This window comes from Oceanobacillus halotolerans, from assembly GCF_010993955.1.
GTDB classification, from domain to species: Bacteria; Bacillota; Bacilli; order Bacillales; family Amphibacillaceae; genus Oceanibacillus_A; species Oceanibacillus_A halotolerans.
In genome coordinates this window covers 651,687-678,536 of sequence record NZ_WIXL01000001.1, presented here as the reverse complement: position 1 = coordinate 678,536, position 26,850 = coordinate 651,687, and the positions used below count along the sequence as shown (strand labels likewise).

General features: G+C 39.4%; 24 protein-coding genes. 2 read left to right on the top strand and 22 right to left on the bottom strand.

Annotated elements, in window-relative coordinates; translation table 11 throughout:
* Positions 1 to 65: 65 nt before the first annotated feature.
* The 6 genes from GHC26_RS02910 to GHC26_RS02885 form a co-directional block, all read right to left on the bottom strand.
* Positions 66 to 1,859, bottom strand: coding sequence for a S9 family peptidase (locus GHC26_RS02910; RefSeq protein WP_163969732.1), 1,794 nt, complete (start codon positions 1,857 to 1,859; stop codon positions 66 to 68).
* Positions 1,860 to 1,944: 85 nt separating this feature from the next.
* A complete protein-coding gene (locus tag GHC26_RS02905) occupies positions 1,945 to 3,555 on the bottom strand; it encodes a glutathione ABC transporter substrate-binding protein (RefSeq protein WP_163969780.1) in 1,611 nt (536 codons plus the stop codon).
* Positions 3,556 to 3,583: 28 nt separating this feature from the next.
* Positions 3,584 to 4,870, bottom strand: a complete 1,287-nt coding sequence (locus GHC26_RS02900; protein ID WP_163969731.1) for an amidohydrolase — start codon at positions 4,868 to 4,870, stop codon at positions 3,584 to 3,586.
* A 296-nt stretch (positions 4,871 to 5,166) separates the two neighbouring features.
* Positions 5,167 to 6,603 (bottom strand): M20 family metallopeptidase, encoded by a 1,437-nt coding sequence (locus GHC26_RS02895; protein ID WP_163969730.1) that lies wholly within the window; start codon positions 6,601 to 6,603, stop codon positions 5,167 to 5,169.
* Positions 6,604 to 6,629: 26 nt separating this feature from the next.
* The gene (locus tag GHC26_RS02890; RefSeq protein ID WP_163969729.1) at positions 6,630 to 7,880 is read right to left on the bottom strand and encodes a M20 family metallo-hydrolase; all 1,251 of its coding nucleotides are present in this window, start codon (positions 7,878 to 7,880) and stop codon (positions 6,630 to 6,632) included.
* Positions 7,881 to 7,952: 72 nt separating this feature from the next.
* Positions 7,953 to 8,396 (bottom strand): Lrp/AsnC family transcriptional regulator, encoded by a 444-nt coding sequence (locus GHC26_RS02885; protein WP_163969728.1) that lies wholly within the window; start codon positions 8,394 to 8,396, stop codon positions 7,953 to 7,955.
* Between the two features lie 181 nt (positions 8,397 to 8,577).
* Here GHC26_RS02885 and GHC26_RS02880 point away from each other — a divergent pair, with 181 nt between their 5' ends.
* Positions 8,578 to 9,717, top strand: a complete 1,140-nt coding sequence (locus GHC26_RS02880) for an amidohydrolase (RefSeq protein ID WP_163969727.1) — start codon at positions 8,578 to 8,580, stop codon at positions 9,715 to 9,717.
* A gap of 574 nt (positions 9,718 to 10,291) precedes the next feature.
* On the opposite strand, the gene GHC26_RS02875 is transcribed toward GHC26_RS02880, so the two are convergent.
* The 5 genes from GHC26_RS02875 to GHC26_RS02855 form a co-directional block, all read right to left on the bottom strand.
* Entirely contained in the window at positions 10,292 to 10,996 is a 705-nt protein-coding gene (locus GHC26_RS02875) for a LutC/YkgG family protein (RefSeq protein ID WP_163969726.1), read from the bottom strand.
* Positions 10,993 to 12,420, bottom strand: coding sequence for a LutB/LldF family L-lactate oxidation iron-sulfur protein (locus GHC26_RS02870; protein WP_163969725.1), 1,428 nt, complete (start codon positions 12,418 to 12,420; stop codon positions 10,993 to 10,995). Before GHC26_RS02870 ends, GHC26_RS02875 begins: the two co-directional genes overlap by 4 nt.
* Before the next feature lie 37 nt (positions 12,421 to 12,457).
* On the bottom strand, positions 12,458 to 13,177 hold the full coding sequence (locus tag GHC26_RS02865; protein ID WP_163969724.1) for a (Fe-S)-binding protein: 720 nt from the start codon (positions 13,175 to 13,177) through the stop codon (positions 12,458 to 12,460).
* Positions 13,178 to 13,841: 664 nt separating this feature from the next.
* Positions 13,842 to 15,245, bottom strand: a complete 1,404-nt coding sequence (nhaC, locus tag GHC26_RS02860; protein WP_163969723.1) for a Na+/H+ antiporter NhaC — start codon at positions 15,243 to 15,245, stop codon at positions 13,842 to 13,844.
* 398 nt (positions 15,246 to 15,643) lie between these two features.
* Positions 15,644 to 15,883: a 2-oxo acid dehydrogenase subunit E2 gene (locus GHC26_RS02855; protein WP_163969722.1), complete on the bottom strand. Its 240-nt coding sequence runs from the start codon at positions 15,881 to 15,883 to the stop codon at positions 15,644 to 15,646.
* Here GHC26_RS02855 and GHC26_RS02850 point away from each other — a divergent pair.
* Entirely contained in the window at positions 15,868 to 16,056 is a 189-nt protein-coding gene (locus GHC26_RS02850; protein ID WP_163969721.1) for a TetR-like C-terminal domain-containing protein, read from the top strand. The two genes, GHC26_RS02855 and GHC26_RS02850, sit on opposite strands and share 16 nt — an antisense overlap.
* A gap of 54 nt (positions 16,057 to 16,110) precedes the next feature.
* Here GHC26_RS02850 and GHC26_RS02845 read toward each other — a convergent pair whose 3' ends face one another.
* The 11 genes from GHC26_RS02845 to GHC26_RS02800 form a co-directional block, all read right to left on the bottom strand.
* The gene (locus GHC26_RS02845; protein WP_163969720.1) at positions 16,111 to 16,488 is read right to left on the bottom strand and encodes a hypothetical protein; all 378 of its coding nucleotides are present in this window, start codon (positions 16,486 to 16,488) and stop codon (positions 16,111 to 16,113) included.
* Complete coding sequence (locus GHC26_RS16160) at positions 16,467 to 16,685, bottom strand: hypothetical protein (RefSeq protein WP_404821758.1); 219 nt, start codon at positions 16,683 to 16,685, stop codon at positions 16,467 to 16,469. The genes GHC26_RS02845 and GHC26_RS16160 overlap by 22 nt, the downstream gene beginning before the upstream one ends.
* 340 nt (positions 16,686 to 17,025) lie before the next feature.
* The gene (locus GHC26_RS02840; RefSeq protein WP_163969719.1) at positions 17,026 to 18,432 is read right to left on the bottom strand and encodes a hypothetical protein; all 1,407 of its coding nucleotides are present in this window, start codon (positions 18,430 to 18,432) and stop codon (positions 17,026 to 17,028) included.
* Positions 18,433 to 18,613: 181 nt separating this feature from the next.
* Positions 18,614 to 19,966: a M20/M25/M40 family metallo-hydrolase gene (locus tag GHC26_RS02835; protein WP_163969718.1), complete on the bottom strand. Its 1,353-nt coding sequence runs from the start codon at positions 19,964 to 19,966 to the stop codon at positions 18,614 to 18,616.
* Positions 19,967 to 20,017: 51 nt separating this feature from the next.
* Entirely contained in the window at positions 20,018 to 20,785 is a 768-nt protein-coding gene (locus tag GHC26_RS02830; RefSeq protein WP_163969717.1) for an SDR family NAD(P)-dependent oxidoreductase, read from the bottom strand.
* Between the two features lie 86 nt (positions 20,786 to 20,871).
* Positions 20,872 to 21,753, bottom strand: a complete 882-nt coding sequence (locus GHC26_RS02825; protein ID WP_163969716.1) for an alpha/beta fold hydrolase — start codon at positions 21,751 to 21,753, stop codon at positions 20,872 to 20,874.
* A 60-nt stretch (positions 21,754 to 21,813) separates the two neighbouring features.
* A complete protein-coding gene (locus tag GHC26_RS02820; protein ID WP_163969715.1) occupies positions 21,814 to 22,659 on the bottom strand; it encodes a M55 family metallopeptidase in 846 nt (281 codons plus the stop codon).
* A 108-nt stretch (positions 22,660 to 22,767) separates the two neighbouring features.
* Positions 22,768 to 23,946, bottom strand: a complete 1,179-nt coding sequence (locus tag GHC26_RS02815) for a M24 family metallopeptidase (protein ID WP_163969714.1) — start codon at positions 23,944 to 23,946, stop codon at positions 22,768 to 22,770.
* On the bottom strand, positions 23,924 to 24,934 hold the full coding sequence (locus GHC26_RS02810) for an ABC transporter ATP-binding protein (protein WP_163969713.1): 1,011 nt from the start codon (positions 24,932 to 24,934) through the stop codon (positions 23,924 to 23,926). The genes GHC26_RS02815 and GHC26_RS02810 overlap by 23 nt, the downstream gene beginning before the upstream one ends.
* Positions 24,935 to 25,921, bottom strand: a complete 987-nt coding sequence (locus tag GHC26_RS02805) for an ABC transporter ATP-binding protein (RefSeq protein ID WP_163969712.1) — start codon at positions 25,919 to 25,921, stop codon at positions 24,935 to 24,937.
* A 17-nt stretch (positions 25,922 to 25,938) separates the two neighbouring features.
* Positions 25,939 to 26,844, bottom strand: a complete 906-nt coding sequence (locus GHC26_RS02800; protein ID WP_163969711.1) for an ABC transporter permease — start codon at positions 26,842 to 26,844, stop codon at positions 25,939 to 25,941.
* Positions 26,845 to 26,850 lie beyond the last annotated feature (6 nt).

The window sequence follows — 26,850 nt, the reverse complement described above, 5'->3', positions numbered from 1 at the left end:
GACCAACGAACAACTTTATAATGGTTCCTCCTTCTGTTAACTGCAATCAACAGTTACAATCGAAGTTACAATTTTTCGGACATGAACGACACAATTTTACTGTTCATTTCGATATGGTTTTCGATTTTTTCAGTCTGGTGTCCTTCATCTTCAAATATCATTAATTCAACTTCTTTACCTTGTTCTTTTAAGTCAGCGGTTAGCTGTTCTGCTTCACTTACTGGTACACGTGTATCATTACGGCCATGGAATACTAGAAGTGGTGCCGTGATTTTATCCGTGTGATTTAATGGCGCAATTTCCTCAAAGAAATTCACATCATTCTCTAGGGAACCATATTCTGCTTCACGAAGTTTGCGGCGCCATGGACCTGTATTCTCCAGGAATGTCTTGAAGTGAGAGATCCCTACAATATCGACGCCAGCAGCCCATACTTCAGGGTAATGGGTAACAGCTGCAAGGACCATAAATCCACCATAGCTTCGGCCCATAATGCCGACTTTATCACGCGCTGCACCATGACTCTCGACAAGGTCTTCCACAAGCCACTTCAAATCAGCAACAGCATCCATTCGTTTTCGAACATCATCTAATTGAACATATTTTCGGCCATATCCCATACTCCCGCGTACATTTGGTGCAACCACAGCAAATCCTTGTGCTGCTAAATATTGAATGACAGGATTATACTCGGCCCGGATTTGGTGTTCTGGTCCACCATGTACATACACAACCACTGGCTGTGATTCTCGCTCTTCTCCATAATAAAAGTAAGGAACTTCTAAGCCATCAAAAGATTTGAAATGGTATAATGCTGGCTCAAACCATTGCTTTTCAATCGACTCTGCCTGACCAACATACGTGATTCGTTCTGCCGTATTGGGGCTGATTGCTATTTTATAGACATCCCCAGGCAATACTGGACTTTTTACCCCGACGATAAACTCCTCATCTGTCAGCCAAGAAATTGATGCATAAACACCTTTGGGCAGTACTTCTATCGTTTGAGTAGTCTTTTTCGTAAAGTCAAAAAGACCTAGCGTGGAGTATCCACCTTCATTTACAGTAAACGCAAGCTTTCCTTCACTCGGAGAAAGTTTAATCTCCTCTATATCCCAGTTCTCGACAGTATACACTTCTTTTAATGTAGATGGATTCTCAAAGGTAAATTGGAAGATTCCCATCGTGTCACGGCCAATATCAGAGACTAGGAAACCTCCTTTTCCATCTTTGGTCAGCTGGACAGAGTGGTGTCTTGCCACTACATCATCCGTTCCGATTTTGAAGCGATCTTTTGTGTGGACATCAATAACATAGATGGAGTTGTCGATATTGGAATCAGCAATACTGACGATGATTGCTTTTCCATCTTTTGTCCAGGAGATCGGTGTGCATTTCCCATCATATTCGTAAATGACTTCTTCTTTTTTCGTTTCAACATCAACAACATATAAATCAAAATACCCTAAGTGACGACGATTACTCGTAAATGCGATGCTTTTCTCATCAGGTGACCATCCACCGAATTCATGGAAATGCTCTGTTGAGATCACTAATTCTTCTACATTGGTACCATCATCGGTTAGTAAATAAAATTGTTGTTTTTCATTTCCTTTATGGTCCATTCCGACAATAGTCTTCTCACCAGATGGCGAATGGTAAACGGAAAGAATACGGTCTTCTAAATCAGTATATTGTTTAACCTTTTTCGCAGTTTCATCCCATTTCCAAACTTGTGGTATTCCTGTTTCTTTGGATAAAAAGGTAAAAGCTTGTCTGTTTGGAATAACCGATGGCTGGTATGCACCATGTACGGTTAAATAGTTTAATAGTGTTTCATCTTTCGATTGCTTGGTCATTAAAACACTCCTCTATTAGAATAGATAGATTGATAAAAACTATCACTCCCCGTATTCGACAAAATTCGGGGAGTGACAGGCACCATTATTCTTCGATGTAGGCGTCTTTTAGGTATAGGTATTTGGTTGGTAGTTGAACGAGATCTTTGACTTTCTCACTGACACCTAACAGGTACTCTTGATGAAGCATATAGATCATTGGGGATTCTTCTACCAATAATTCCTGTGCCTCTTTATAAATGCCAAGACGTTCTTCTTCGTCTTGTGCAGTACGTCCATTTTCAATTAGCTCATCTAATTCTGGATTATCGATAAATGTTCTGTTTCCAGGAGGTCCATGATTATCAGAGTGGAATAATGGATACAATCCGTTATCCGCATCAGCTGTTGCATTGGACCAGCCTAGTACAAACATATCATGCTCCCCATTACCAATCTCTTCAAGGTATGCACCCCATTCAAATACTTCTACCTCGATATCGATACCAAATTCATCCAGCTGTGCTTGAACATTCGTTGCCATGTCAATACGTTCACGGCTGTCATTTGTCCAAATCGTTGTAGAGAATCCATCTTCATAGCCGGCCTCTGCAAGCAATTCTTTTGCCTTTTTTGGGTCATATTCAATCCCTTCTATACCATCATCATAGCCAAAGACAGTTGGTGGTAAAGGTCCTTTTGCAGGAAGGCCTACCCCATTGTAAATTCCTTCTAAAATTTGCTCTTTATCAATTGCCATTGAAATCGCCTTACGTACACGTATATCATTAAATGGCTCTTGGTTTACGTTAAATCCAATATAATCTAGAGATACACTATCGGTACGACTTGCATATAATCCCTCCGTTCCTTCAACACGTTCTAAATCTGAAGGACTTAATGGGTTGGAAACATGGGAATCTCCTGTTTCTAACTCAGCAATACGTGTTAAATCCTCTTTTACCACTTTAAAGGTAACAGAATCTAGTTTTGCCTCACCATTCCAGTAGTCTTCATTTTTTACAAGTTTTACATGCTGGCCTGGTGACCATTCTTCAAACTTAAAGTACCCTGTTCCAATTGGGTGCTCATTAATGACACTTCCTGGTTCAGCTCCATCTTCCATTGCTGCATAATCTTCTTCAATTTGTTCTAATGAGACCATGGATGCAACTGGATGCCCAAGATGTGCTGGCAGGCCCCCAAATGGATATTCCGTAATAAAACAAACAGTATAATCATCCACAATTTGCACCTCTGAAATCATATCAACTAAATAGGCTGTAGGTGCAGAAACGTCTGGGTTTTGAATACGCTCAATGTTCGCTTTTACTACTTCTGCATTGAAGTCGGATCCATCATGAAATTTAACCCCTTCTTGCAGTTTAAATTCCCATGTTGTTTCATCAATTGCTTCCCAGCTCTCGGCTAGACCTGGCTGCAGTTCCATATTTTCATCTTGCCAAACTAGTTTTTCAAATATATTAAACTGTACATCAAATGACGGAACATCATTTACCCCAGTAGGATCTAGGGCTACAGCATCTGAAAGCACCGCAACAACTAAGTCGCCGCCAGCTTGTCCTTCACTACTTCCACTATCTCCATCACTGTCTGAACTTGCACTTTCATCTGGTTCACTCGCACAAGCAACTAAGGCTATGCTCAATAAAACGGTTAATATCATCAGCAAAAATGGTTTGTTGAATTTTTTCATCATGTCACGATCCTCTCTATTTGTTTTTTCATGATTGTTTAGCTAATGCTACAATCGTTTCATATAAAAGAGCTGATGTTGGATAAAGCGTACGTTCATTAATATCAAATTTTTCATTATGGTGTCCGGCTGCTAAGTCCGTCCCAAACGCACAATAGGTTGCTTGTCCACCTTTATCCTTGACGCGGTCCATAAAGTACGTAGCATCTTCTGAACCAGCTGCACTATCATCTATTAAAATACTTTTCTCAAAGTATGGAGATTGTTCAGCACATTGATGAACAATTGCTGCTAACTCTTCTGAACAGTTACTACTTAACGCTTCCCCTACTGTTTCAATCTCATAATCTACTTGATACATAGCTGCTGCGCCAGCAATAACCGATTTAACGTGTTGTTTCACCTCCTCATTAATGGACGAAACCTCTCCACGTGTCTCTACTTTTAATGTTGCCGTATCGGCAATAATATTTCTGCCTGTTCCAGCGTGAAATTCCCCAACATTAATTCTCGTAGCACCTTCTGAATGTCTTGGTGTTGCATAAATATTCAGAGCTGCAGAGGCAGCGGCTAATAATGCATTTTTTCCTTCTTCTGGTTTGCCACCTGCATGACTGGAGACTCCTTTAAACGTGACATCTAACTTCGATGTAGCTAAAAAGCCGTTTTTTGCTGCGACGATGTGATCTTGTGGAACACCTACCCCGATATGTGTGGCAATAAAATAGTTCACATCATCCACAACACCTTTTTCAGCCATGGATTTAGCACCACGCGTTCCTTCTTCAGCAGGTTGAAAGATAATTTTAATTTTACCTGTTAACTCATCAGGGTTTTCCGCAATTAATGTCGCCAGTCCAAGTCCCATGGAAGTATGGGCATCATGTCCACACGCATGCATGGTATATGGTTGTGTCGATTTAAATCCTTTTTGCTGTGGAAAATGGTCTGCATCAGCCGATTCATCAATAGGAAGTGCATCCATATCAAAGCGAAATGCAGTGGTTGGGCCAGCCTTTTTTGTATCCCATGTTGCCACAATTCCTGTATACCCCTCTGAAAAACGATCGACATATTTTGGATGAGCTCCATTTTCAATAGCCCACTCGTAATGTTCTTTTGTTTCCTCATCATTCGGTTTTCCCATACAATAGGCAGGATCCATCACGTCTAGACCCATTTCCAATTCAAACCCAAGTTCATCTAAGATTGACGCGACAATCGAAGCAGTTCGCATCTCCAAAAATCCTGTTTCAGGAAATCGATGAAAATCCCGTCTCCATTCAATCATTTGATTCGTTAACGCCTCTGTCATGCTAGACACTCCTTATATTACTAGTTGTAGATATGATGGAGTTCCATCAACATCATTGTTATTTGGTAATACCACTTCTTTCTTTTCGTAATGATAGAAATAATAAAAAGATTAAAAAAATATTTTTTAGAAAAACTCACATTCGCTCGGTCTTTAGCGAAGGTGTTCGTTTCTCTTATACTTGGAACAATAAAAATTTTAGCAACGTCAAGTCTACTTCTTACCCTTTATATTTTCCTAACGTGTAAAAAAATAGGAGTGGCACCATCTACCCATGGCAATCCACCCCCAAATCTTTACCCTTGATTTAATGGAGATGGTTTTACATCTTTTGGAATTGGGCATGTGTATGGATTTTTCGCTTTAAATGCCTCAAATTCTTGTTTAATTTCTGCTAATTTATCTTTATCATTCAACACATCAATCCCAGTTAAAGCCATGGATTCAGCTGCACGCAACATGCCTTTATGGGCATAACTGCTAATCCCTTGGCTAGTCATTTGCCAAGTGTGTAAAGGAGTACCTAATGTAGATGTAGAGGCTGATAATTGGGCAGTTGGTACAACCCAGCTAACATCTGCTACATCAGTTGATCCAGCTAAAATTTTATCAGATTCCACGTATGGAGAAATAACATCAGATAGATATTTTCCGTTAAATTCTTCTCCATCTCCTTCGTATCCGAATCCCTTCATGACCCCTAAGTAAGCTTCCTGTTCACCTGCTGATAGGGACTCCCAAATTCCTTTTGCAAATGTTTTTTCTTCTTCAGTTGGTTCTTCAATACCTGCTTCTTCCAAATTCTCATACAGAATTCGTTCTAGATGTCGATTTGGAATATAATTCGAGCAAGCTTTATCAAATTCCATCGATAGCTCGGTTTCTGTCATCAATGCAGCACCTTCCGCTATTTTACAAACACGTTTAAATATATCATCCACTTGGTTCACTTTTGGTGCACGAATCAAATATAAAACCTCTGCATCAGCTTGCACGACATTTGGCGAAATTCCTCCTGTATTCGTAACAGCATAATGCATACGTGCTTCTGGAATAACATGCTCACGTAAATAGTTAACACCTGTATTCATCAATTCAACAGCATCTAATGCACTTCGACCTAAATGTGGTGAATTAGCTGCATGGGAAGGAGTTCCTCTAAACCGGAAATACACTTGGTAGTTTGCTAGACTCGACAAACTCATAATGCTATTTGTTGGGGATGGATGCCAGCATAAAGCAACATCTACGCCATCAAATACGCCTTCTCGTACCATGAACGTTTTTCCTGATCCACCCTCTTCACCAGGACACCCAAAGAATTTTACTGTTCCTGGTAAATTATTTTCCTCTAAGTATTTCTTTGTTGCGCACGCTGCTGCAAACGCACCAGTTCCTAATAGATTATGACCACAACCATGTCCGACATCATTTTCCCATGGTTCATATGCCGTTTTATTTGGTTCCTGACTTAAGCCAGACAACGCATCAAATTCCCCTAAAAAACCAATCACTGGGGACCCGCTTCCAAATGTTCCAACAAATGCAGTTTCAATACCACCAATACCACGTTCTACCGTAAATCCTTGCTGTTCACATTGTTCTGCTAAATATTTAGCTGAGGTATACTCTTCAAATCTTGTTTCTGGATGTCGGTAAATATATTCACTTACCTCTTCAAAATAGCCTTTTTGATCTGCTAAATATTTTTTCGCGATCGTTTTATCGCTCATTACTAAACCCTCCTTTAGAATGTTTATCATGCTTTACTAGTCTGTTGTTGTAGATAAGTTGCAAACACAGTTGTTCCCTTTTCAATATCCTCAATTGCTGCATACTCATCTGGGTGATGACTAACTCCATCTTTACAACGAATAAAAATAAGACCAGATGGCCATTTACTTGCCATGTTCATGACATCATGACCTGCCCCACTATCCATCTCATGAGCACTCAATCCTACTGTTTTACAAGCTTCTTGGAGTTTCCCCTGGATAATTGGATCTAATGCAACAGAATCATTATCAACTAAAGTGGTAATCGAAATAGTGACATCCTGTTTCGTTTCTATTTCCTTACAAAAAGTCTCAATTGTTTTAGCAAATTGTCGTTTTAAATCATCATCAACACTTCTTATATCGATCCCCAACTCGATTTCACCTGGAATCACGTTCATTGCATTTGGTTTTAATTGCATCGTGCTAACTGTTGCTACAAGTGGGCTTGTTGCGGTTTCATTTGCCTTCAGCGCCTCTTCTTGTACAAAATTAACGAGTGGCGCAATCGAAACAAAAGCATCTTGTCGATTATGCATAGGCGTGGTACCAGTGTGATTAGCCATCCCTTTGACGTGAACTTTTAAACGTACAGGACAGGCAACACCATTTATAATCCCAATATCGGCATTTTGTTCTACCAATTGGGTACTTTGTTCAATATGTAATTCTAAAAAGGATTCTAACTTCTGAACGGGTAATGTTACGTTATCAAGTGTTTGCCAGTTGACACCAAAATCTTCCATCGCTTGTTTAATCGTGATACCATCTCGATCCGTAACATCCGCTATTTCTTCTTTATTTAATTTACTAGAAATAGCCTTACTTCCAATCGTCGATACACCAAAACGAGCGGATTCTTCGGATACAAAGCAAACCACTGCAATATTTTTAGTAGGCTGGAAGTTTTGATCTTTTAACATTTTCACAGCACCGAGGGCACTTAACACCCCTGCAACACCATCATATCCGCCACCATTATCGACGGTATCCAAATGAGAACCAATAGCAATAGTTGGTGCACTTGGATCAACTTCCCACACCGCCCACTGGTTGCAAACCTCATCCTCATAAACAGATAACCCTAACTCTCGTGCTACCCGTTGAAATGCATGATGCGCACTTTTTTCTTCATTGGTAAAACTTAACCGTGTAAATCCATTTGGTACATCCATTGTTTTTGTTAGATTTAACGTACACAACGTCTCCTCTAACCACGTTGTTAAAGTAGACATACTACTCCCCCTTTTTAAAGATAGCAAAGACACGCTGTAGCATTCGAATAAACTTCGGGAAGTAACAAGCGCTTATAATTCAAATGTATTTTTGTAGACTTCGAGTTGGACGATAGAGTTGACTTCTGTTACACCCTTGATTTCATTGATATCGTGTAGTACTTCGGTGATTTGACTTTGGTCTTCAACAGTAATTTGTGTGAGAAGCTGATAGTTTCCCGTGGTAAGTGTAATGTAGCGAATACGTTTTATTGCTCTTAATTCCTCAATAACAGAGGTGATAGATCCAGCGTGTACTTTTAATTGGATTAGTGCTTCCGATTTCATTCCTAGTGCTACGGGGTTAGCAACCCCAACAACACGCAACACATCTTTATCAATTAAATTTTTATAGCGGAGACGCACTGTCTTTTCCGTTACACCTAATCTTGATGCAAGCTCGGTAAACGACATACGCCCGTCTTTAGACAAGTTTTTTATGATACCATGATCTAGTTCATCAATTTCATAACCCATACTACTACCTACTTTCCATTGGAGTATACTTACATGCTATATAATAAAGGTAGTGTTTACAAATATATTTCTGTTTTACAATATTCGCAAATTAAGCTATTATCAAAAAAAGGATTAATTAGATTATAATGCATTCTTTTTCCAAAATCAATAATTTTTTAAATATTAAGGAGGATTTCGTATGAAAAATGTAGCAATTAAAGGTGCAACAATTTATGATGGAAATGGACAAGTGTTGCACAACCAAACAATATTTGTAGAAAATGGGAAGTTTTCATCGATTGCAGAAAATGCAACCATCCCAGCAGATTATGATGTCATCGATGCAAATAGGAAAATAGTGACACCTGGCCTTATCGATGTACATACACACTTAGGCGTTTCTGAAGAAGGTGTCGGAAATGAAGGTGCTGATTTTAATGAAACAAGTGACCCAGTAACACCCGAAGTTCGTGCAATAGATGGTATTAATCCATTAGAGCAGGGCTTTGGCGATGCAAGAAAAGCTGGCATAACAACAGTACAAGTAATGCCTGGAAGTGCAAATGTTATTGGTGGTGAAATGGTTGTTTTAAAAACGGTTGGAACCATTGTGGATGAAATGGTTATTAAATCACCTTCTGGCATGAAAGCAGCAACTGGGGAAAATCCAAAACGTTTCCATGGCGAAAAAGGGAGAATGCCATCTACACGAATGGGAGTTGCAGCTACCATCCGCAGAAAGCTTATTGAAGCACAAAACTATATTAATCGTGGAGAAGTAAATACAGATCGAAAACTAGATATGGAAAACTTAGCTAAAGTATTGAAAAAAGAAATACCACTACGGGTTCATGCACACCGTGCTGATGACATTGCCACCGTTCTTCGTATTAAACGAGAATTTGATATTGACGTAACGATTGAGCATTGTACAGAAGGACACAAAATTGCAGACTTCATTGCCACACAAGGTGTCCGTGTTTCCTCTGGTCCAACAATGTCAACCCGTTCAAAAGTAGAGCTAAAGGATAAAGGATGGCATACGATCAAAGCATTAACAGATGCTGGTGTGAACTGTTCGATTACAACAGATCACCCTGTAGTTGGAATTGAATATTTACGAGCTAGTGCCATCTATACGATTAAATATGGATTAACGGAACAACAGGCATTACAGGCAATCACACTTAATGCTGCTAAACACCTTGGGATAGATGATCGTGTTGGTTCAATTGAGACCGGAAAAGATGCCGATTTTGTTATTTGGAATGGCAATCCGTTTGATTTACGGAGTGAAGTCGAACAAGTATATATTAATGGACAAGCAATTTCCGAATAACCATATAGGCATGTAAAAGTGCGTCACTGGAATAGCCTTTCTCCAATGTACGCACTTTTTTTACGAGCAACTTTTCTTATTTGTGTGTTTTTTAATGGCGCATCTTCTATATTATGCGCAATAAATTTAGAGCGTTTACCGTTCCGGAAATACACTTCGCTTTCCGCGGACTTCCCACGAGCCTCCTCGTGAAAACCACACTGCGGGGTCTCTTAGGCTCGTTTTTCCGCAGGAGTCTGCGTGTATTTCCTCCACTGAAATGACCAACATTTCCTATTATATATATTGTTTATACAATAGTTGATTGGAGGATAGGACAGTCGACTCCTGCAGGAACAGCACGTGACCAAAGACCTGAGCAGGAAGCGGTTTCTTCCAAGGAGACTGAGACTGTGCCCGCGGCGAAGAAGACACTGTGAAACGAACAGTTGAACAGATGTAGCACTTGTGCCCATGGTGAAAGCAACTGTCCGAAGCGGAAATCAATGGCTTTAATTTACTACACATAACACATCAACTATGGATTTAGCGACATTATTTTGAAAACAGCCTGTTACAATGACCGAATTTCTTTTTAATCAACAACAATATAGGTGACATTTATCGGGCCATGTACCCCTACAATGAGGTTCATTTCAATATCAGCACTGTTACTAGGACCAGTCACAAAACTAACACAAGAGGAAACAGCATCCCCACGCTGGTTGGCCTCATGGATTTGCTTTGTCGCTTGTGTCATACGTGGTACAATTGTCTCTTTTGGAATGATTGCAATATACGATTTAGGCAACAAGCTAATCAAGCGACCATTATATTTATTATTAAATAAAACAACGGTACCAGACTCAGCCAATGTTACATCACTAAACGTAATCCCAACATCTGCACGTTCTGCAAATGTTTTATTTTCTTCTTCTTGGATTTCGTCCCACAAATGTACTTCTGATCCATTTGCCTTTAATTTGCGATAGAACTGATCTAATCCATAAGTAACATTTCGTTCATCACTTGATGCAACAATTGATGTAGCTTGATATCCTTCCAATGTTTCCTGTAATACACGTTGTAATTGTTCCTTAGTGGTTCGCCTAAAATCTGTATGGATGACAGCACAATGATTGTGTAAAACCGACACTAGCTTCTCTTGGGGCAGGCCAGCTAACACTTCTTCTTGTGGTTTTACACTCCACGTTGGTCGCTGCACCCCTTCTGTTCGGCGCGGTCTTCCAAGTTCACCAGCCAATCGGTCTAAGAATGCTTCACGATTGTGTATCGTCATGAGGATGCTCCTCCTTTTTGTCGATCTTTAAACCAAGCACGAAACGATTGTTTTGCTGGAGCTGGAAACTCACGGTGAGCAGTCCACCCTTTTAACGGACCAGGCCCATTTGAAATTGTTTCCTCCTTCGACCATGGCTTCATAGCAGTCCGTGCCATTTTTGTACTCATTTTATAGGCAGCTGGATTAGATGCCCATTTAGCAAATCCTTTCATAGCCATCTTTTCAGAACGAGGTGCCATCCCTTTTTCCTCAACCATGATTTGTCGATGACGAATTAATTGCTCATGTAGTGGAATTTTTACGGGACAGACTTCTGTACAAGCACCACATAACGAAGAGGCATATGGTAGTTCCTCATGCTCTTCATATCCACCAAGTAGCGGTGTTAACACAGCTCCAATTGGTCCAGGATAAATAGAACCATATGCATGGCCGCCTACATGTCGATAAACGGGACAAACATTAATACAAGCAGCACAACGAATGCAATGCAAAGCCGATTGAAATTCTGTTCCTAATATTTTTGAACGACCATTATCAATGATGACGAGATGGTATTCTTCAGGTCCATCTGTTTCCCCCTCTAAACGAGTGCCTGTAATCGAGGTAATGTAGCTTGTCAATTTTTGACCAACTGCTGCTCGTGTCAACAAACTTACTAACACATCTAACTCTTCCCAAGTCGGTACAATCCTTTCCATTCCCATTACTGAGATTTGGGTATCAGGTAAGGATGTCACCATTCGCGCATTTCCTTCATTCGTCACAAATGTTACAGCACCTGACTCAGCTACAGCAAAATTGCATCCCGTAATTCCGACATCTGCTGCTAAAAATTCCTGTCGTAACTGTTCACGCGCAAATAATGCAAGTTCCTCTGGTTGATCGGACTTTGTGTAACCCCGTTTTGCTGCAAACGTCTCACGTACTTGCTCTTTATTTTTATGTAATGCTGGTGTCACGATATGGGATGGTGGATCTTCATCTAATTGTAAAATCCATTCTCCTAAGTCAGATTCGACAACGTCCGCACCAATCTCTTCCAATGCATCGTTTAACCCAATTTCCTCTGATACCATAGATTTTGATTTCACTACTTTTTTTGCATTTTTTTGTTTTACAACACGTTGAATATAACGATTTGCCTCTTCCGCATCTTTTGCAAAAAAGACATTCCCACCACGTTTGGAGACATTTTCACTCAATTCCTGTAGATAGTAATCAATGTTTTCTAATGTATGGGTACGTATTTCTTCCCCTAACGTGCGCCAGTCTTCCCAGTTCCCTAGTTCCTCTGCTTGGTGTTCTCTTCCACTACGAAAACGACCTTGTGCAGATGCTACCGCTTGTCGCATGAAGTCATTTTCGACACCATCCTGCACCCTTTCTTCATAAGGTGCTTTACTTATCTTTAAACTCATCTAGCAAACCCTCCTTGATTAAATCTGAACTCTTAATCTATTCGTGCTGGTTTAAGATTTCTGTAATATGAGCGATTTTTACGTCTTTTCCTTCTCGCTGCATTCTCCCACCAATGTTGAGCAGGCACCCCATATCACCACCAACTAAATAGGTCGCACCCGTTTCCGACACATGTTGCGACTTTTCTTTCACCATTTCCCGGGAAATTACGTCATTTTTCACGGAAAATGTCCCCCCAAATCCACAACAATCTTCCTTTATCGGGAGTTCGACAAATTCAGCTCCTGCTACATTTTGCAGGAGTGTTAGGGGTTGATCCTTTACGCCAAGTATTCGTGTCATATGACAAGATGGGTGATAAGTTATTTTTCCTTGGAAGGTTGACCCAACATCGACAATACCCATCACATCTACTAAAAACTGTGTGATTTCGTAGGATTTCGATGCTAATGCTTTAGCTTCCTGTTCCCATTTCGGATCCCCCTCAAATATAGCTGGATATTCTTGAAGCATTCCCACACATGACCCAGAAGGTCCCACGACATACTCTGAGTCTTTGAAAGCAACCATCATTTGTTTCATAGCTTCCTTGGATTCCTGCAAATAACCACTATTAAAGGCAGGTTGACCACAACACGTTTGTGCTTCTGGAAAATCCACCTCACACCCGACTCGTTCTAATATTTCCACCGTGTCTTTCCCTACATTTGATGTAAAAATATCACACATGCACGTAATGAATAAGGATACTTTCATTTGTATGCCTCCTAATTTATTCTTACTAGCAACTAACTTTTGTAGCGTGTATTCTTTAAGCCATATTTCTTACGTGTTAAACAGAATAAACCTTACTTTTAAAAAACGTTTTTCTTAATTATATATTTTATAGCAATTTTCATTCATTTCCTAGACCAATGAACAAAATTGCAAAAAACTATTTGCCTCCACGGAATAATTTATATAAATTACAGGTGGATACAAATAGTCTTCTTCTTACTTCAGAATTATTGATCTAAAATGATTTTTAGTGCGTGTACAAAAAGGAGGATAAAAAGGACCGAGTCGGCTGAAGTCTAAGGCGTCCTGTTGCAACGCCTCACGCTAGCGTCCTGTCGAGTCTCACTGGCTAAAACCGTCACGTCAATCGCAACGCCAGTACTAGCACGTCCTGTCGAGTCTCACTGGGTAAAACCGTCACGTCAATCGCAACGCCAGTACTAGCACGTCCTGTCGAGTCGACAGTTCGAGGCGGCGAAGCTCCCTGCAGCGGAGCGTATGCAATTAATACGTGAGCACAAGGAATGCTCCCGAATCTACATCGCACGCAGGAAAAGTGTAGTTCTTTTCCAAGGAGCTAAAAAAGCAAGCCAACGAAAAAATTAGATGTGTCATTTTTACCGGACTTTTTGAACATCCTCTTTTAAGAAATTTGTTTTGTATCGTCTATATTTTTATTATTGGTTTTCGAAATTCCATATCCAGTAAATATATAGATTAATGCAAAGATGATTCCAAGATAAGTGATTGGTGCGAACAAAATAAATTGACCAGTTGATACTTGTAGTGTTTCAGCTACAAATGCTCCAGTAACACTCCAAGGTATAATAGGTGCTAAAGCTGTCCCTGTATCCTCTAATGTCCGAGACCAATTTTTTCGGTGTAATCCATATTTATCATATAATGGACTAATCATTGGTCCAAGCACCGCATATGTAACATAGTAACTCCCTGTAATGGTGAAAAACAAAGCATGTAAAGATAGGCTTGATGTCATCATTGTTTTAGCATTTCTAGAAATTTCTATAATCTTATCTAACATAATTTGGATAACGCCAGCTGTTTTTAATGGGGACCCAAAAATTGCAGCTCCTATTAAAAGTGATACTGTCCCTAACATACTAGATAGACCGCCTCTTTGTAATATTTCATCAACAACTGCCACACCAGTAGAATCGGTAAAACCAGTATCTAACACACTTGTAACGTCAAAAAGATCTCTCCCTTGGAAAATCATCGCTAATAGACACCCAACTAATATACCTAACCCAAAAACCGGTAAAGTTGGTTTTCTAACATAAATAAGTACTAAGACAAGAATTGGTGGGAGAATTAAGATTGGATTTAAGTTGAAATTTTGTTGAAGGGTTTGTAAGATACTATCTACATTTTCCCTTTGTTGAATTTCACCACCGTATTGAAGACCCAATATGATATATAAAACAAGTGATATAATAAAGCCTGGTATTGTAGTCCATAATAAATGTTTTATATGATCAATAAGATTAACATCGGCCATTGCAGATCCCATTACGGTTGTATCAGATAATGGAGATAATTTATCCCCAAAGAAAGCACCTACAACAATAGCGCCAGCAGTATAATGTGCAGGAATCCCTAACCCTAGGGAAACACCCATTAATGCAACACCAACTGTTCCAATCGTTCCCCATGATGTCCCAACCATAATAGACATAACAGCACAAATTATGGCGGTAATAAATAAGAAATAAATAGGATCAATGATTAATAGCCCATAATGTATAATGAGTGGAATCGTACCAGACATAATCCAAGAACCTGTTATCATTCCAACTGCAAGCAAAATTAAAATTGGTTTAAACATTGCCTTTAACGTATCCATTAAGTCCGCTTCAATATCATCCCATTTTATACCCCAGATTAAAGATAAAATTATAACCGCTATTCCCGCTAAAATTAAAACGACATTGGTTGGAGCTCCTATCAGCAATACTCCTCCCAATATAACTGTAAAAGAAATGATTAATAACAATACGGCCTTTGCTGCTGTTAACGTCGATTTCATTAAATTCACTCCTTGTAATATTTTAATAATTCCTAATTATCATAAATATATCTTACCATAGTAGTCAAATTATTCCTACATTATTTAACTCAAAGCAAATTAGAAAAACTCACCTTCGCTTGTCTTTTAGCGAAGGTGAGTTTTTCTTATACTTGGGAATTTAAAATTTTAACAAAGTCGAGTCCACTGCTTGGTTAATATTTTATACTTTTCTAACGTGAAAAAAGCACTCTCTAATCATAGAGAATGCTTTTTTTCTTCCTATATTAGGTTGCAAGGGAGCCTCCATCTACTGGATAGGTAGCACCTGTTACAAATGACGTTTCATCTGCTGTAATCGTAAGGAGTCTATCATACACAAATGATAGACTCCGCAGTTTACTATAAACGTTATAATGTTAAACCATTTCCACTAACATGGATGGCTGCTTTAGGATTTGTTCTAATTCTTGTAAAAACGCAGCGCCTGGTGCACCATCTACCGCTCGATGGTCAATAGTTAAGGAAAAGTGAATAACTGGAACAGCTTCTATACGCTCTTCTACTACTCTTGGCAATGATTGAATTCTGCCAATACCTAATAAAGCAACTTGTGGTTGATTTAATATAGGTGTAAAGCCAAATGGAATTATTAGCAAGACAAAATGAAGCAATTAATGAAGATATGCTTGTTATTTATCGTGCTTATGGACTTGTGGGCTTAATCCTTGAATGGATCAAGTCTGACTTTGCGGCATCTCCACGCTATATGGCACATCAAGCAATAAACATCCTTAATTATCAACCATTGGAAAAATATTTAATTAGATAAGAGCCAAGTGTAACATTATTCGACAAAATCCAGGGAGTGACAGGCACCAAATAGCTAAATTGGTTTCAACGTCTCTTCATCATAAAATACATTTCGTATGGAAAATTCCCGTGATGCAAATAGAATTCTTTTCACTCTTGCTACACTATCTTTCGGAACACCTGGTGTGTATGGGTTCTCTAGTTTTAATTGATCGGCATAGATCCAATCATATAAAACCGCACCAGGTTGTCTATTCCCTACATATTCGATTACTGCAGCTACTTTTGTTAGCTTATCCAACTCATCATTGCTCAAATGACCGATTTCCTTCACATCAAAATAGAGTTCCTTAAAATACTTTTCATAATCACTCGAATATAAATCCATCAGAAGGTTTGTTAGTGCCATATTAAAATCTTCTGCTTTTACTATATGGAGAACTTTTTCCATGACTTTTTTAAATCCTCCCCAACATAATTTAGAAATACTTTTTGCCGGTCCTGTAAATATCTCCGCCCAATGTACTTCTCAAAAATGCTCATTACTTCATCAAGCGTGTCTATATCCAAATATTGTATTAAGTATTCTACATCCTCAAAATCGCGAAATGGCTCTGGTCTTGCAGATAATATTTTCATTGCCAGCATTTGTTCTGCACTAGGAGCAAGGACATTAAGATTTTTAAATGTATATAGTTCCCTCAAATTTTCATTTTTTATATAGTTCAGCGGTTCCTTAATATCTTGGTTTAACCAGTTTTCATACAGTCCATATGTTTCAGAGATATCCGTTAAAATACGTTACCTCCCTACCTCTAATCCTCAATACAATTATACCAATATTTTAGAGGACCTTTACAGGATGAGGAGTTGCCAACTTTATAACTGAAAGTCCGTTAGCACATAACCCCCCCACTAGAACTAACAACCTTTCACCATTCGACAAAATCCGGGGAGTGACAGGCACCTCACCAGGCACCTCACCACACTACCATACCATCACCTGGACATAGAGTTGGACGATGAGATAAAATACAATGGCAAATTTCCAGTTAAATTTGATGCCATTTTTAATTGGACTTAGCCCATTGGACCCGCTCAAAACAATAGTCGGCATGATTAATGGAGAAAGTAAAATGGAAATGACACTGCCAGATGTCACGGTTAAGACAACTAATTCTGGTGGATATGGTAAATCAATACTCTGTAAAATTCCAGCTACTAAAACCATCACCGTTAATGGTCCTAACCCCATAAAACCTAAGATAATTACAATAAACGGGAGAACATATAAAAAGTTTATAAATGGAATATGTTCTTGTAAGCTATAAATACCATCTACGACATAGGAAGCAAAGTTCGTCTGATTCAATCCATATATAAGCATACCAGCACCTAACATGACATTCAGTTGGTAGGACTGTTTGGCCATATCTTCTTGCATATATTCTTTCGCCTCTGTAAGAAACTTTTTCGGTTTCCTTTTCACAAGATAATAGATTGCCGTCCAACCAATGATGACAAGTGGAATTAAAAGCATTAACTCCATTCCAAATAATGCATGGAGTAAAAAAATAGACCCAAAAAGGGATACGAACAAGATGGCAAACTCAGCCACATATTGTTTTTGATGACCATTACTTGCATCATGCTCTAAAACGGCACTAATTTCATCTCTTATATCTGTTGTGAGATTCACACCATATCGTTTTTCTTCAAACTGCGAAAATAAAACGGCAATGATCACACCAATCACGGAAATACCCAGTCCTTGCAAAATGGAAATCCACAACGAAGCTTCCATCGTTTCAACTGCATAGACAAAGCTTGGAATACTAATTACCCATAATGAGGAAAATGCAAATCCACGTAATGTTGCGGTTCCTTTGAAGTTTTCCCATTCCTCTCCACGCTCATGACTTAAAAAGTTACTAATAAACTGATACATCATCGGAATAGCACCAAATAACAAAAAATAAGAAATAATTTGCGTAAATGAGATCATGCCGACATATAATTTCCGACTAGAATCAATCATGTTGTGAGCAAAACTTAAAATAGCATCTATGTATGGTTCCTCCCGTAAAACCCAGCTGATCATCGGAACAATAACTAATAACCCAATTACATTACGCATTTGTAAAAAGCCATGTAATAATCCATCAATTGGGGTGCCTCCAGAAAAAATAAACGTTAAAAAGCCGATTAGAAATAACATGATGGGAAGCTTAAAGCGGCGGGCTGTAAAATGAATGCATGCTAAGAGGATCAACCCAAATCCTGTAATCGATAATAGATTTGTGAGTAGATTTAATGGTACAAATGCTGTAACAAAGTGCAACAGTGCATAAATGATGATAGCTATGGTTAATCCTCTCGTGATCCAAGGTTTCATGCTACGTACTCCCCTTCATAGTATCTAATAACTACAAGTCATTTTTTACCCTTTATCTTATCATAAGCAATACTTGTATGAACATATCTAACAATCTTTGAACACGAAAAGTCGTTAACACAACTGTGCTAACGACTTTTCTCGCCATTCGATAAAATCAGGCATCAGAATTAACGTTACACTACTTCTCACTCCCTAAATCTTGAATGACTTGGCATGTACAAATAATACCATTTAGGAAGTTATCGACACCCATGTTTTCATTTGGTGAATGATTTGCTTCATCAAAATTAGCATATGGGACGACAACAGATGGGATCCCTAAGATTTTCGTCCAAACATAATCTGGCAAACTACCACCTAGGCTTGGCTGTAAAATGGGTTGTTGCTGATAGGCTTTTTCCACTGATTTCCTTACTACACCTACTACTTCGGTATCTGCCGGTGTACGAGAAGGCTGCATCGCACCAAGGTGTTTAACTTCTATGTTTGGTGCATGTTTTTTAACATGTGCCTTAAACTTTTCAAAAATATCTTCTGGATCTTGATCAACTACTAAACGCATGTCCATTTTTAACATCGCAGTCGATGGGATAATCGTCTTTGATCCTTCCCCACCATAGCCACTATGAAAACCTGCTATATTAAAGGTTGGCTCCATTGTCAACTTACGATAATATTCCTCTTTCGTCATATCTAAATCTTCATAGCCGATTTGCTTGCCTAATGTTTCTTTATCGTACGGCAGCGTGTGGATGATTTCCAATTCCTCTTCTGTTGGCTTACGAATATTATCATAAAAACCATCAATCAACACATTCCCATTCTCGTCTTTCATCGTACGCAACAAATCGACTAGTTGCCAGGCTGGGTTTGGGACGATATTTCCTTTATTCCCTGAATGATTATCCCAGTCTGCACCCTTTGCCTGTAATTCAACATACAGCATGCCACGTACCCCTAACAGAACGAAAGGAGCGCCACTATCATGCATTGGACCATCAGAAGTATAGACGAGATCCGCTTTTAGTAGATCTTTATGGGTTTCCACAAACTTTGCTAGATTGGGACTACCATTTTCTTCTTCTCCTTCAAATACGAGTTTAATATTTATTGGCAGTTCTCCAAATACATCCTGATAGCTTTTGATCGCTAAAAGCTGTGCCATTAACTGGCCTTTGTTATCACCAGCACCACGGCAAAAGATTTTCCCATCACGGATCGTTGGCTCAAATGGTGGAGACACCCATTCATCAATTGGATCTGGTGGCTGGACATCATAATGACCATAGATTAATAGAGTGAAATCATTTTCATCCTTTATCTTTTCTCCATAAACAACGGGATAGCCATCTGTTTCGATAAAACGAGCATCCATTCCGACTTCTTGCATCATTTGTTTTACCAGCTCACCCGTTTCCTCCATACCAATGTTCTGTGCACTAATACTTTTCTGCTTCAATAACGTAAACAACTGTTCCAAATATGCGTCTTTCCGCTCACTAACTAACTCACGAACCTGCTCCATACTCATAAATAACCCTCTCCCTTCTCCCATTCGACAAAATTCGGGTGGTGACAGGCACTACCCCGCTACCATTCCTCCATCTACGGGGATGGTGACTCCGTTCACATATGTAGATTTATCACTTGCTAAGAATAATGCGGTTCCTGCGATTTCTTCTGGTTTCCCCAATCTTCCTGTTGGGTTCCCTTTCGCAATTTCCGCTTCCACTTCTTTATTACCTTGTGTTATATTGGTCACCATTTGTGTATCAATTGTTCCTGGCGCAATCGCATTTACTCGTATATTTTCTGCACCATACCCAACAGCCCAAGAACGTGTAAGTGCTACAATCGCACCTTTTGATGCAGTATAAGCATCGGCACCAGGCTGACCCATTAACGCTGCTGTGGATGCATTATTGATAATCGATCCTGACTGTTGTTCACGCATAATTGGCACCGTGTATTTCGTGAAAAAGAATACACTGTTTAAATTGATTTCCAACACTTTTCCCCAATTAAAGGAATCCGTTTCCTCAGCAGAACCCATATCATACTTCGCACCAAATCCAATACCTGCATTATTGAATAAAACATCAATCCGACCGAAGCGACCCTGCACATCTTCTACAACACGTTTTACGCCTTCTTCTTCTGACACATCCTGATTATAAAATACTACTTGGTAGCCTTCATTTGTCAGTGATTCTTCAAGTTCCTTTCCTGCTTGTTCGTTTACATCTACAAATGCAACAGATGCACCTTCCTCAGCGAATAACTGGACAGTAGCCTTTCCTTGTCCACTTGCGCCACCTGTTACAATCGCAACTTTATTCTGTAGTTCCATCTCCATCCCCTTCTTTCATATAAATATTTTCATTATCCTTAATATAAAGATAATTCAACATAATAATGAAGTAAAGAAGATCAACCTCATTCGACAAAATTCGGGTGGTGACAGGCACCTAAAAATTCTCGGATGAGGGACAGGGTTTCTTCATGCTGGTCCACAAATACACTATGGCTGCTGTCTTCTAAAATATGAAATTTACTATTTGGGATACCTTCATGGATTGATTCATTTTCACTAACAGGGGTAATCCAGTCATGGCGACCTGCTATGATCAAAGTAGGAACCTTGATCATCGGCAGTTGATCCACAATGTCGTACGTACGCAGAAAACCACCAAACCCTTTGTTTAACGCCTGATAAGAACGTTTAGCATTCACTTTTTTACCATTTGCTGCTTCGTTTCGTTGTGCCGTAACCGAGTAAAGTGGACTCATCGCTTCATAATACTTCTGCAATTCCTCTTCTGATTGAAAATCCCCATTCCAAAGCTTATTGGCATAATATTGTTGATCTTCATTGCCATTTTCTTCAATGAACTTTTTTGCCTTTTCCATAAATCGATAAGAAGGAGAGGTTGTTACTAATAATAACCCTGCCAAATTTTCCTGATAGGTCAGTGCATATTGCATGGCTACCATTCCACCATAGGAGTGACCTAATATCCACACTTTCTCCACTCCAAGGTGTTTGCGTAATGTCTCTAAATCCTCTACATTTTGACGAAATGTATATGTATCTGGATCTCCTTCTGCTGAAAAACCACATCCACGCTGATCGACATAAACGAGTTGCGCACCCCTAGTTAAATCATCTAAATGAGATTTAAAACTCAAATGAGAACCACCAGGACCGCCATGAATGACAAACACGACTGGTTTTTCCACTAATTCGCCATCTCGAACCACTACACCAGCACCATCAACATCATAAAAAAGTTTCGTTCCATTAATCGTTGCAAACACATTCCCTCATCCTTTCACATTGGAATATTATTCGACAAAATTCGGGTGGTGACAGGCACCTTAAGCATTCACGCTTCCTGTTACTCCATTGGTACAAGCAATGGCAATGATGACACATGCCCACATCTGTTTATAAGCTGTAACTATATCTTCACATGTAAAGGTAATCCGTGTTGGTGTTAGCATTTCTACACTAGGAATTGTCGATGTCATTTGCGCTTGCTGTGGCCCTTTAAAATCCACTTCAAATGTGACGGGTCCATCCACTATAAATGGTTTAAAATCTGCAATACGTCTAACAACTCCCTCCACTTTTTCCTGAATTTCCTGTTGTACTACCTCAGGATGAATGAGTTCAGCCGCAATTCGGTTACGTGCAAATTTCGTGACAACAGACTCCACGTTTGGCAAAGTTTCTTTCACCTCATCTACATAGATGTCATCTCCACTAATAAATAAAGAAGGAACGCCATATGCACCTGCAACCATTCCATTCATTTCGGTTTCACCAACGATCCTTCCATTGATCTTCATTTCATTCACACAAATCCCTGCTAATGTATGTGAAATAACAGCGTCCGAATCCCCTTCACGACCATGGTGTCCAATAAAAATGATTCCATCGAACGAATCATCCAAACCCTCAAGTTGTGCCATCACTCGGTTATTCCCAGAAACCAGTCGAGCACGCTTGTCCAACTCTTCAATAATGATATTAGACATATTTCCATGTCCATCTGCTACCACCACTTCATCTGCTCCTCCAGTAAATGCACCACGAATCGCTGCATTCACTTCACTTGTCATCAACTTACGAAAGCGTTGATACTCTCCATTTGTTTTCAATTGCTGAATTGTAGCAACACCTGCAATTCCTTCAATATCTGCTGAAATAAACAACTTCATTTACTCTCACTGTCCTCTCTTTAACCATTTTTTCGACAAAATTCGGGTGGTGACAGGCACCAAAAAGAAGCGCTTGGCAGAGGATACTGCCAAGCACTCCATCATTAATTAGCAAATAAGGGATGCTAAGTCTCTTGGGTAATAAGTAAGCATTTCGATGCCATCTTCTGTTACTAATACGGTATCCGAATGTCTGAAGCCACCTAGACCTCTTACATAAATACCAGGTTCAACGGTAACGACCATGCCAGGCTCAATCACTGTTTGATCTCCTAAATCAAAGAATGGTGCTTCATGGCCTAATAATCCAATGTTATGGCCTGTGTGGTGTTTCGTTAACTCTGTAATTCCTTCTTGTTTAAAGTATGCTTGCACTTTTTCCTCTACAGAAGCATATGTCGCACCAGGTTTAATTGCTGAAAAAGCAACATCTTGTGCTTCATACATATAGTTGAAGTATTTTTCCTGCTCTTTTGAAACTTCTTCTACAAACATCGTTCTTTCTAACTCACTATGATAACCAAACACATCAGATGCTGCACCTGTTACCAATGTATCACCTTTTTTAAAGATCGCATTTTGCGTTACCGCATGTGGAAAAGCAGATTCTGGTCCAATTTGTCCACGGTAAATGGCGTACGCTGTTTTCCCGTGTGGCTTATAATCAGGACCTAATGTCTCAATCATCGCCATTGTTGCTTCATTTGATGCCTTACTAGTAACTTCAATCTCACTCAAGCCCGCCTTTGTATATTTTTGCAATAGACGATGAGCCAAGTTACCCCATCGGCAAGACTCTTTAATCAATTCGATTTCATTAGATGATTTAATAAATCGCATTTCTTCCACTAACCCATGAATGGAAACAAAGTCTTTTCCATCAATTAATGTATCGATTGTTGGTCCACGATATCCATTTGGAGAGCCATATCCAATCGAATCATAGCCGATCGTTTTTCCTTCAAAACCATTTTCCTTCATGACATTTTTAAAGTATTCCATTGGATGAGTGGTACCCGGATATTCTGGATACGAATGGACAAAATCAATGGCACCATATTGCTCAGCATGCTCATGCTCTAATGCAGGTACAAATAAATGCACTTTCTGATTTGGGTCTATTAAAATCCCCATTGGACGCTCAGTTGCATGGAAGTGAAATCCTGTTAAATAGAAAATGTCAGTCACAGAAAACACAACTGCTGCATCCACATTTTTCTCACTTAACTTTGCAAAAAATTTCTCCTGACGTGCTATAAATTCTTCATTTGGAATCGCTAGTAACATATTTTTGTTCCTCCTCTGATTTTGTATATAAATGGCAACTTGCCGTATGCCCATCGCTAAATGTTTTTGTTTCTGGTGCTACTTGACGACAGATATCCATTGCAAACGGACATCTCGTATGGAATGCACACCCTGATGGTGGATTTGCCGGACTTGGTACATCCCCTTTTAAAATAACGCGTTCCTTGTTCTCAGCTGGATGCGAAATTGGTACCGCAGAAATCAATGCTTGTGTATATGGATGTTTCGGATCTTTAAACAATGTTTCGGTATCGGCAACCTCCACGATTTTCCCCAAGTACATCACCGCAACACGATCTGTCATATGTTCGATGACACTTAAGTCATGGGAAATAAATAAATACGTTAACCCAAATTCTTTCTGCAAATCTAGCATTAGGTTAATTACCTGCGATTGTACTGACACATCCAATGCCGATACAGGTTCGTCTGCCACAATAAAATCGGGCTGTAAGATAACGGCTCGTGCAATCCCGATACGCTGGCGCTGACCACCAGAAAACTCGTGTGGATATCGATCTAAGTAATCCTTGCTTAACCCAACAATCTCAAGCATATCCTTGATTTTTTGAAGCCGATCTTTTTCATCAAATTGATTATGAACACGTAATGGCTCCATTAAAATTTGCTTGATCGTTTTCTTTGGATTTAAGGATGCATATGGGTCTTGAAACACCATTTGCAATTGTTTGCGCAATGATCGCATCTCGTTATATTCCAATCCAGCAACATCTGTTCCATTGAAAATAACTTGTCCTTCTGTTGGGTCTGTTAAGCGCAAAATGGTTTTTCCAGTAGTTGATTTTCCACATCCTGATTCCCCAACAAGTGCAAAAGTTTCGCCACGATTGACGGTAAAACTAACATCATCTACTGCACGCACTATAATGTCCTTTTTAAACAAGCCTTGTGGAATCTCGTAATACTTTTTTAAGTGTTTCACTTGTAGTAATGCTTCTTCTACCATTTACACCACCTCCCCCTCTTTTGAATCTTGAAGCCAGCATTTACTAATGTGATCACCTTTTTCAAAGACAGGGGGTGCTTCCTCAAAGCACTTATCAAAAGCGAGCGGACACCGGTTGGCAAAGACACACCCTTTTGTAATTTCGTTTGGTTTTGGTACCTGTCCACTAATGGAATACAATCGTTCTTTTCGCGCATTCTGGGTTGGCATGGAATCGATCAACCCGCGTGTATATGGGTGTCGTGGTTCATCAAATAATTCATTAATTTCAGCAACCTCCACAATTTCACCCGCATACATAACAACGACACGGTCGCACATTTCGGCTACAACACCTAAATCATGGGTAATTAATAGTAGACTCATATCGTTTTTATCTTTTATATCTTTCATTAATTCCAAAATTTGTGCCTGAATCGTAACATCTAGGGCTGTGGTTGGTTCATCGGCAATCATCAACTCTGGCTGGCATAGTAAGGCTAGTGAAATCATCACACGTTGGCGCATCCCACCAGATAATTGGTGTGGATATTCATTTATAATTTGTTCCGCACGTGGAATTCCAACTTGATTTAAGACATCAATGATCTCTTTTTCGATCTCTTTTTTAGACATGTTCCGATGCTGTCTTAGTGGTTCACTCAACTGCTGCCCAATGGTAAAAACAGGATTTAACGATGTCATTGGTTCTTGGAAAATCATCGAAATCTCGTTTCCTCTAATTTTACGAAACTGCTTTTCTTTCATTTTCGTTAAATCTTTCCCATTAAAGTTTATTTCTCCATCCACAATTTCACTCGACGTCTCAGGGAGAAGTCCCATCACTGCAAGGGAAGTAACACTTTTTCCACTGCCTGACTCTCCCACAACACCTAATGTTTCTCCTTTTTTTAAGGTGAAATCGACACCTCGAATCGGTTGAACGGTCTCTTTTCCACTTTTAAATTGAATTTTTAAATTTTTCACTTCAAGGATCGCATCAGACATCTCTACTTCTCCTCCAATCATTCTCCTTTTAATTCAGGGTCTAACGTATCTCGTAGCCAGTCCCCAAACAGGTTAACCCCAAGTGCTGTTAACACAATGGCTATTCCAGGAAATGTAATTAACCACCAGGAGCTAAAAATATAGTCTTTTCCTTCATTTAACATATTGCCCCATGCTGGTGTTGGCGGTTGCACACCAAAGCCTAGGAAACTGATAGATGCCTCTGCAATGATATACGTGCCAATTTGCAAGGATGCTAGAATAATCATAGGTGTAAATAGATTTGGCACAATATGTTTGACGAGAATTTCAAGACGCGATACTCCTGTTGCAATACAGGATGTAATAAATTCTTTTTCACGTAATGCAAGCACTTCACTTCGGATAACACGGGCAAAAATAACCCAACCACCAATCGCAAGTGAAATGATAATGTTCCGTAAACCAGTTCCAATAATTGCATTGATAACAAGTACCAATAAGATAAATGGAAAGCTTAACTGAACATCTACAATACGCATTAATACAATATCGATCCACCCTCTAAAATAACCGGCAATAATACCAACAATGGTTCCAATTAAGCCGGCAATACAGACAGTTGCAACCCCGATAATCACCGATACCCTGGCTCCCATAATAATACGAGAGAAGATATCTCTACCGAGCTGATCGGTTCCCAATAAATGGCCATCTGTCATTGGTGGCAATAACTTTTTACCAAATTCAGCATGTTCTGGATCATACGGAGTAATCCATGGACCAAATATACTGAGAAGTACTAGCAAGATAATGATTGAAAATCCTAACATTCCAGTCCAACTTCTTGATAGATTGGAAAAGAATTCTGCTATTTTAGAAGGTTGTTTCGGCTTTACTGATTGATCTAGCGCTTGTTCACCTTGCGGAAGACTAGAAGCCATATTTTT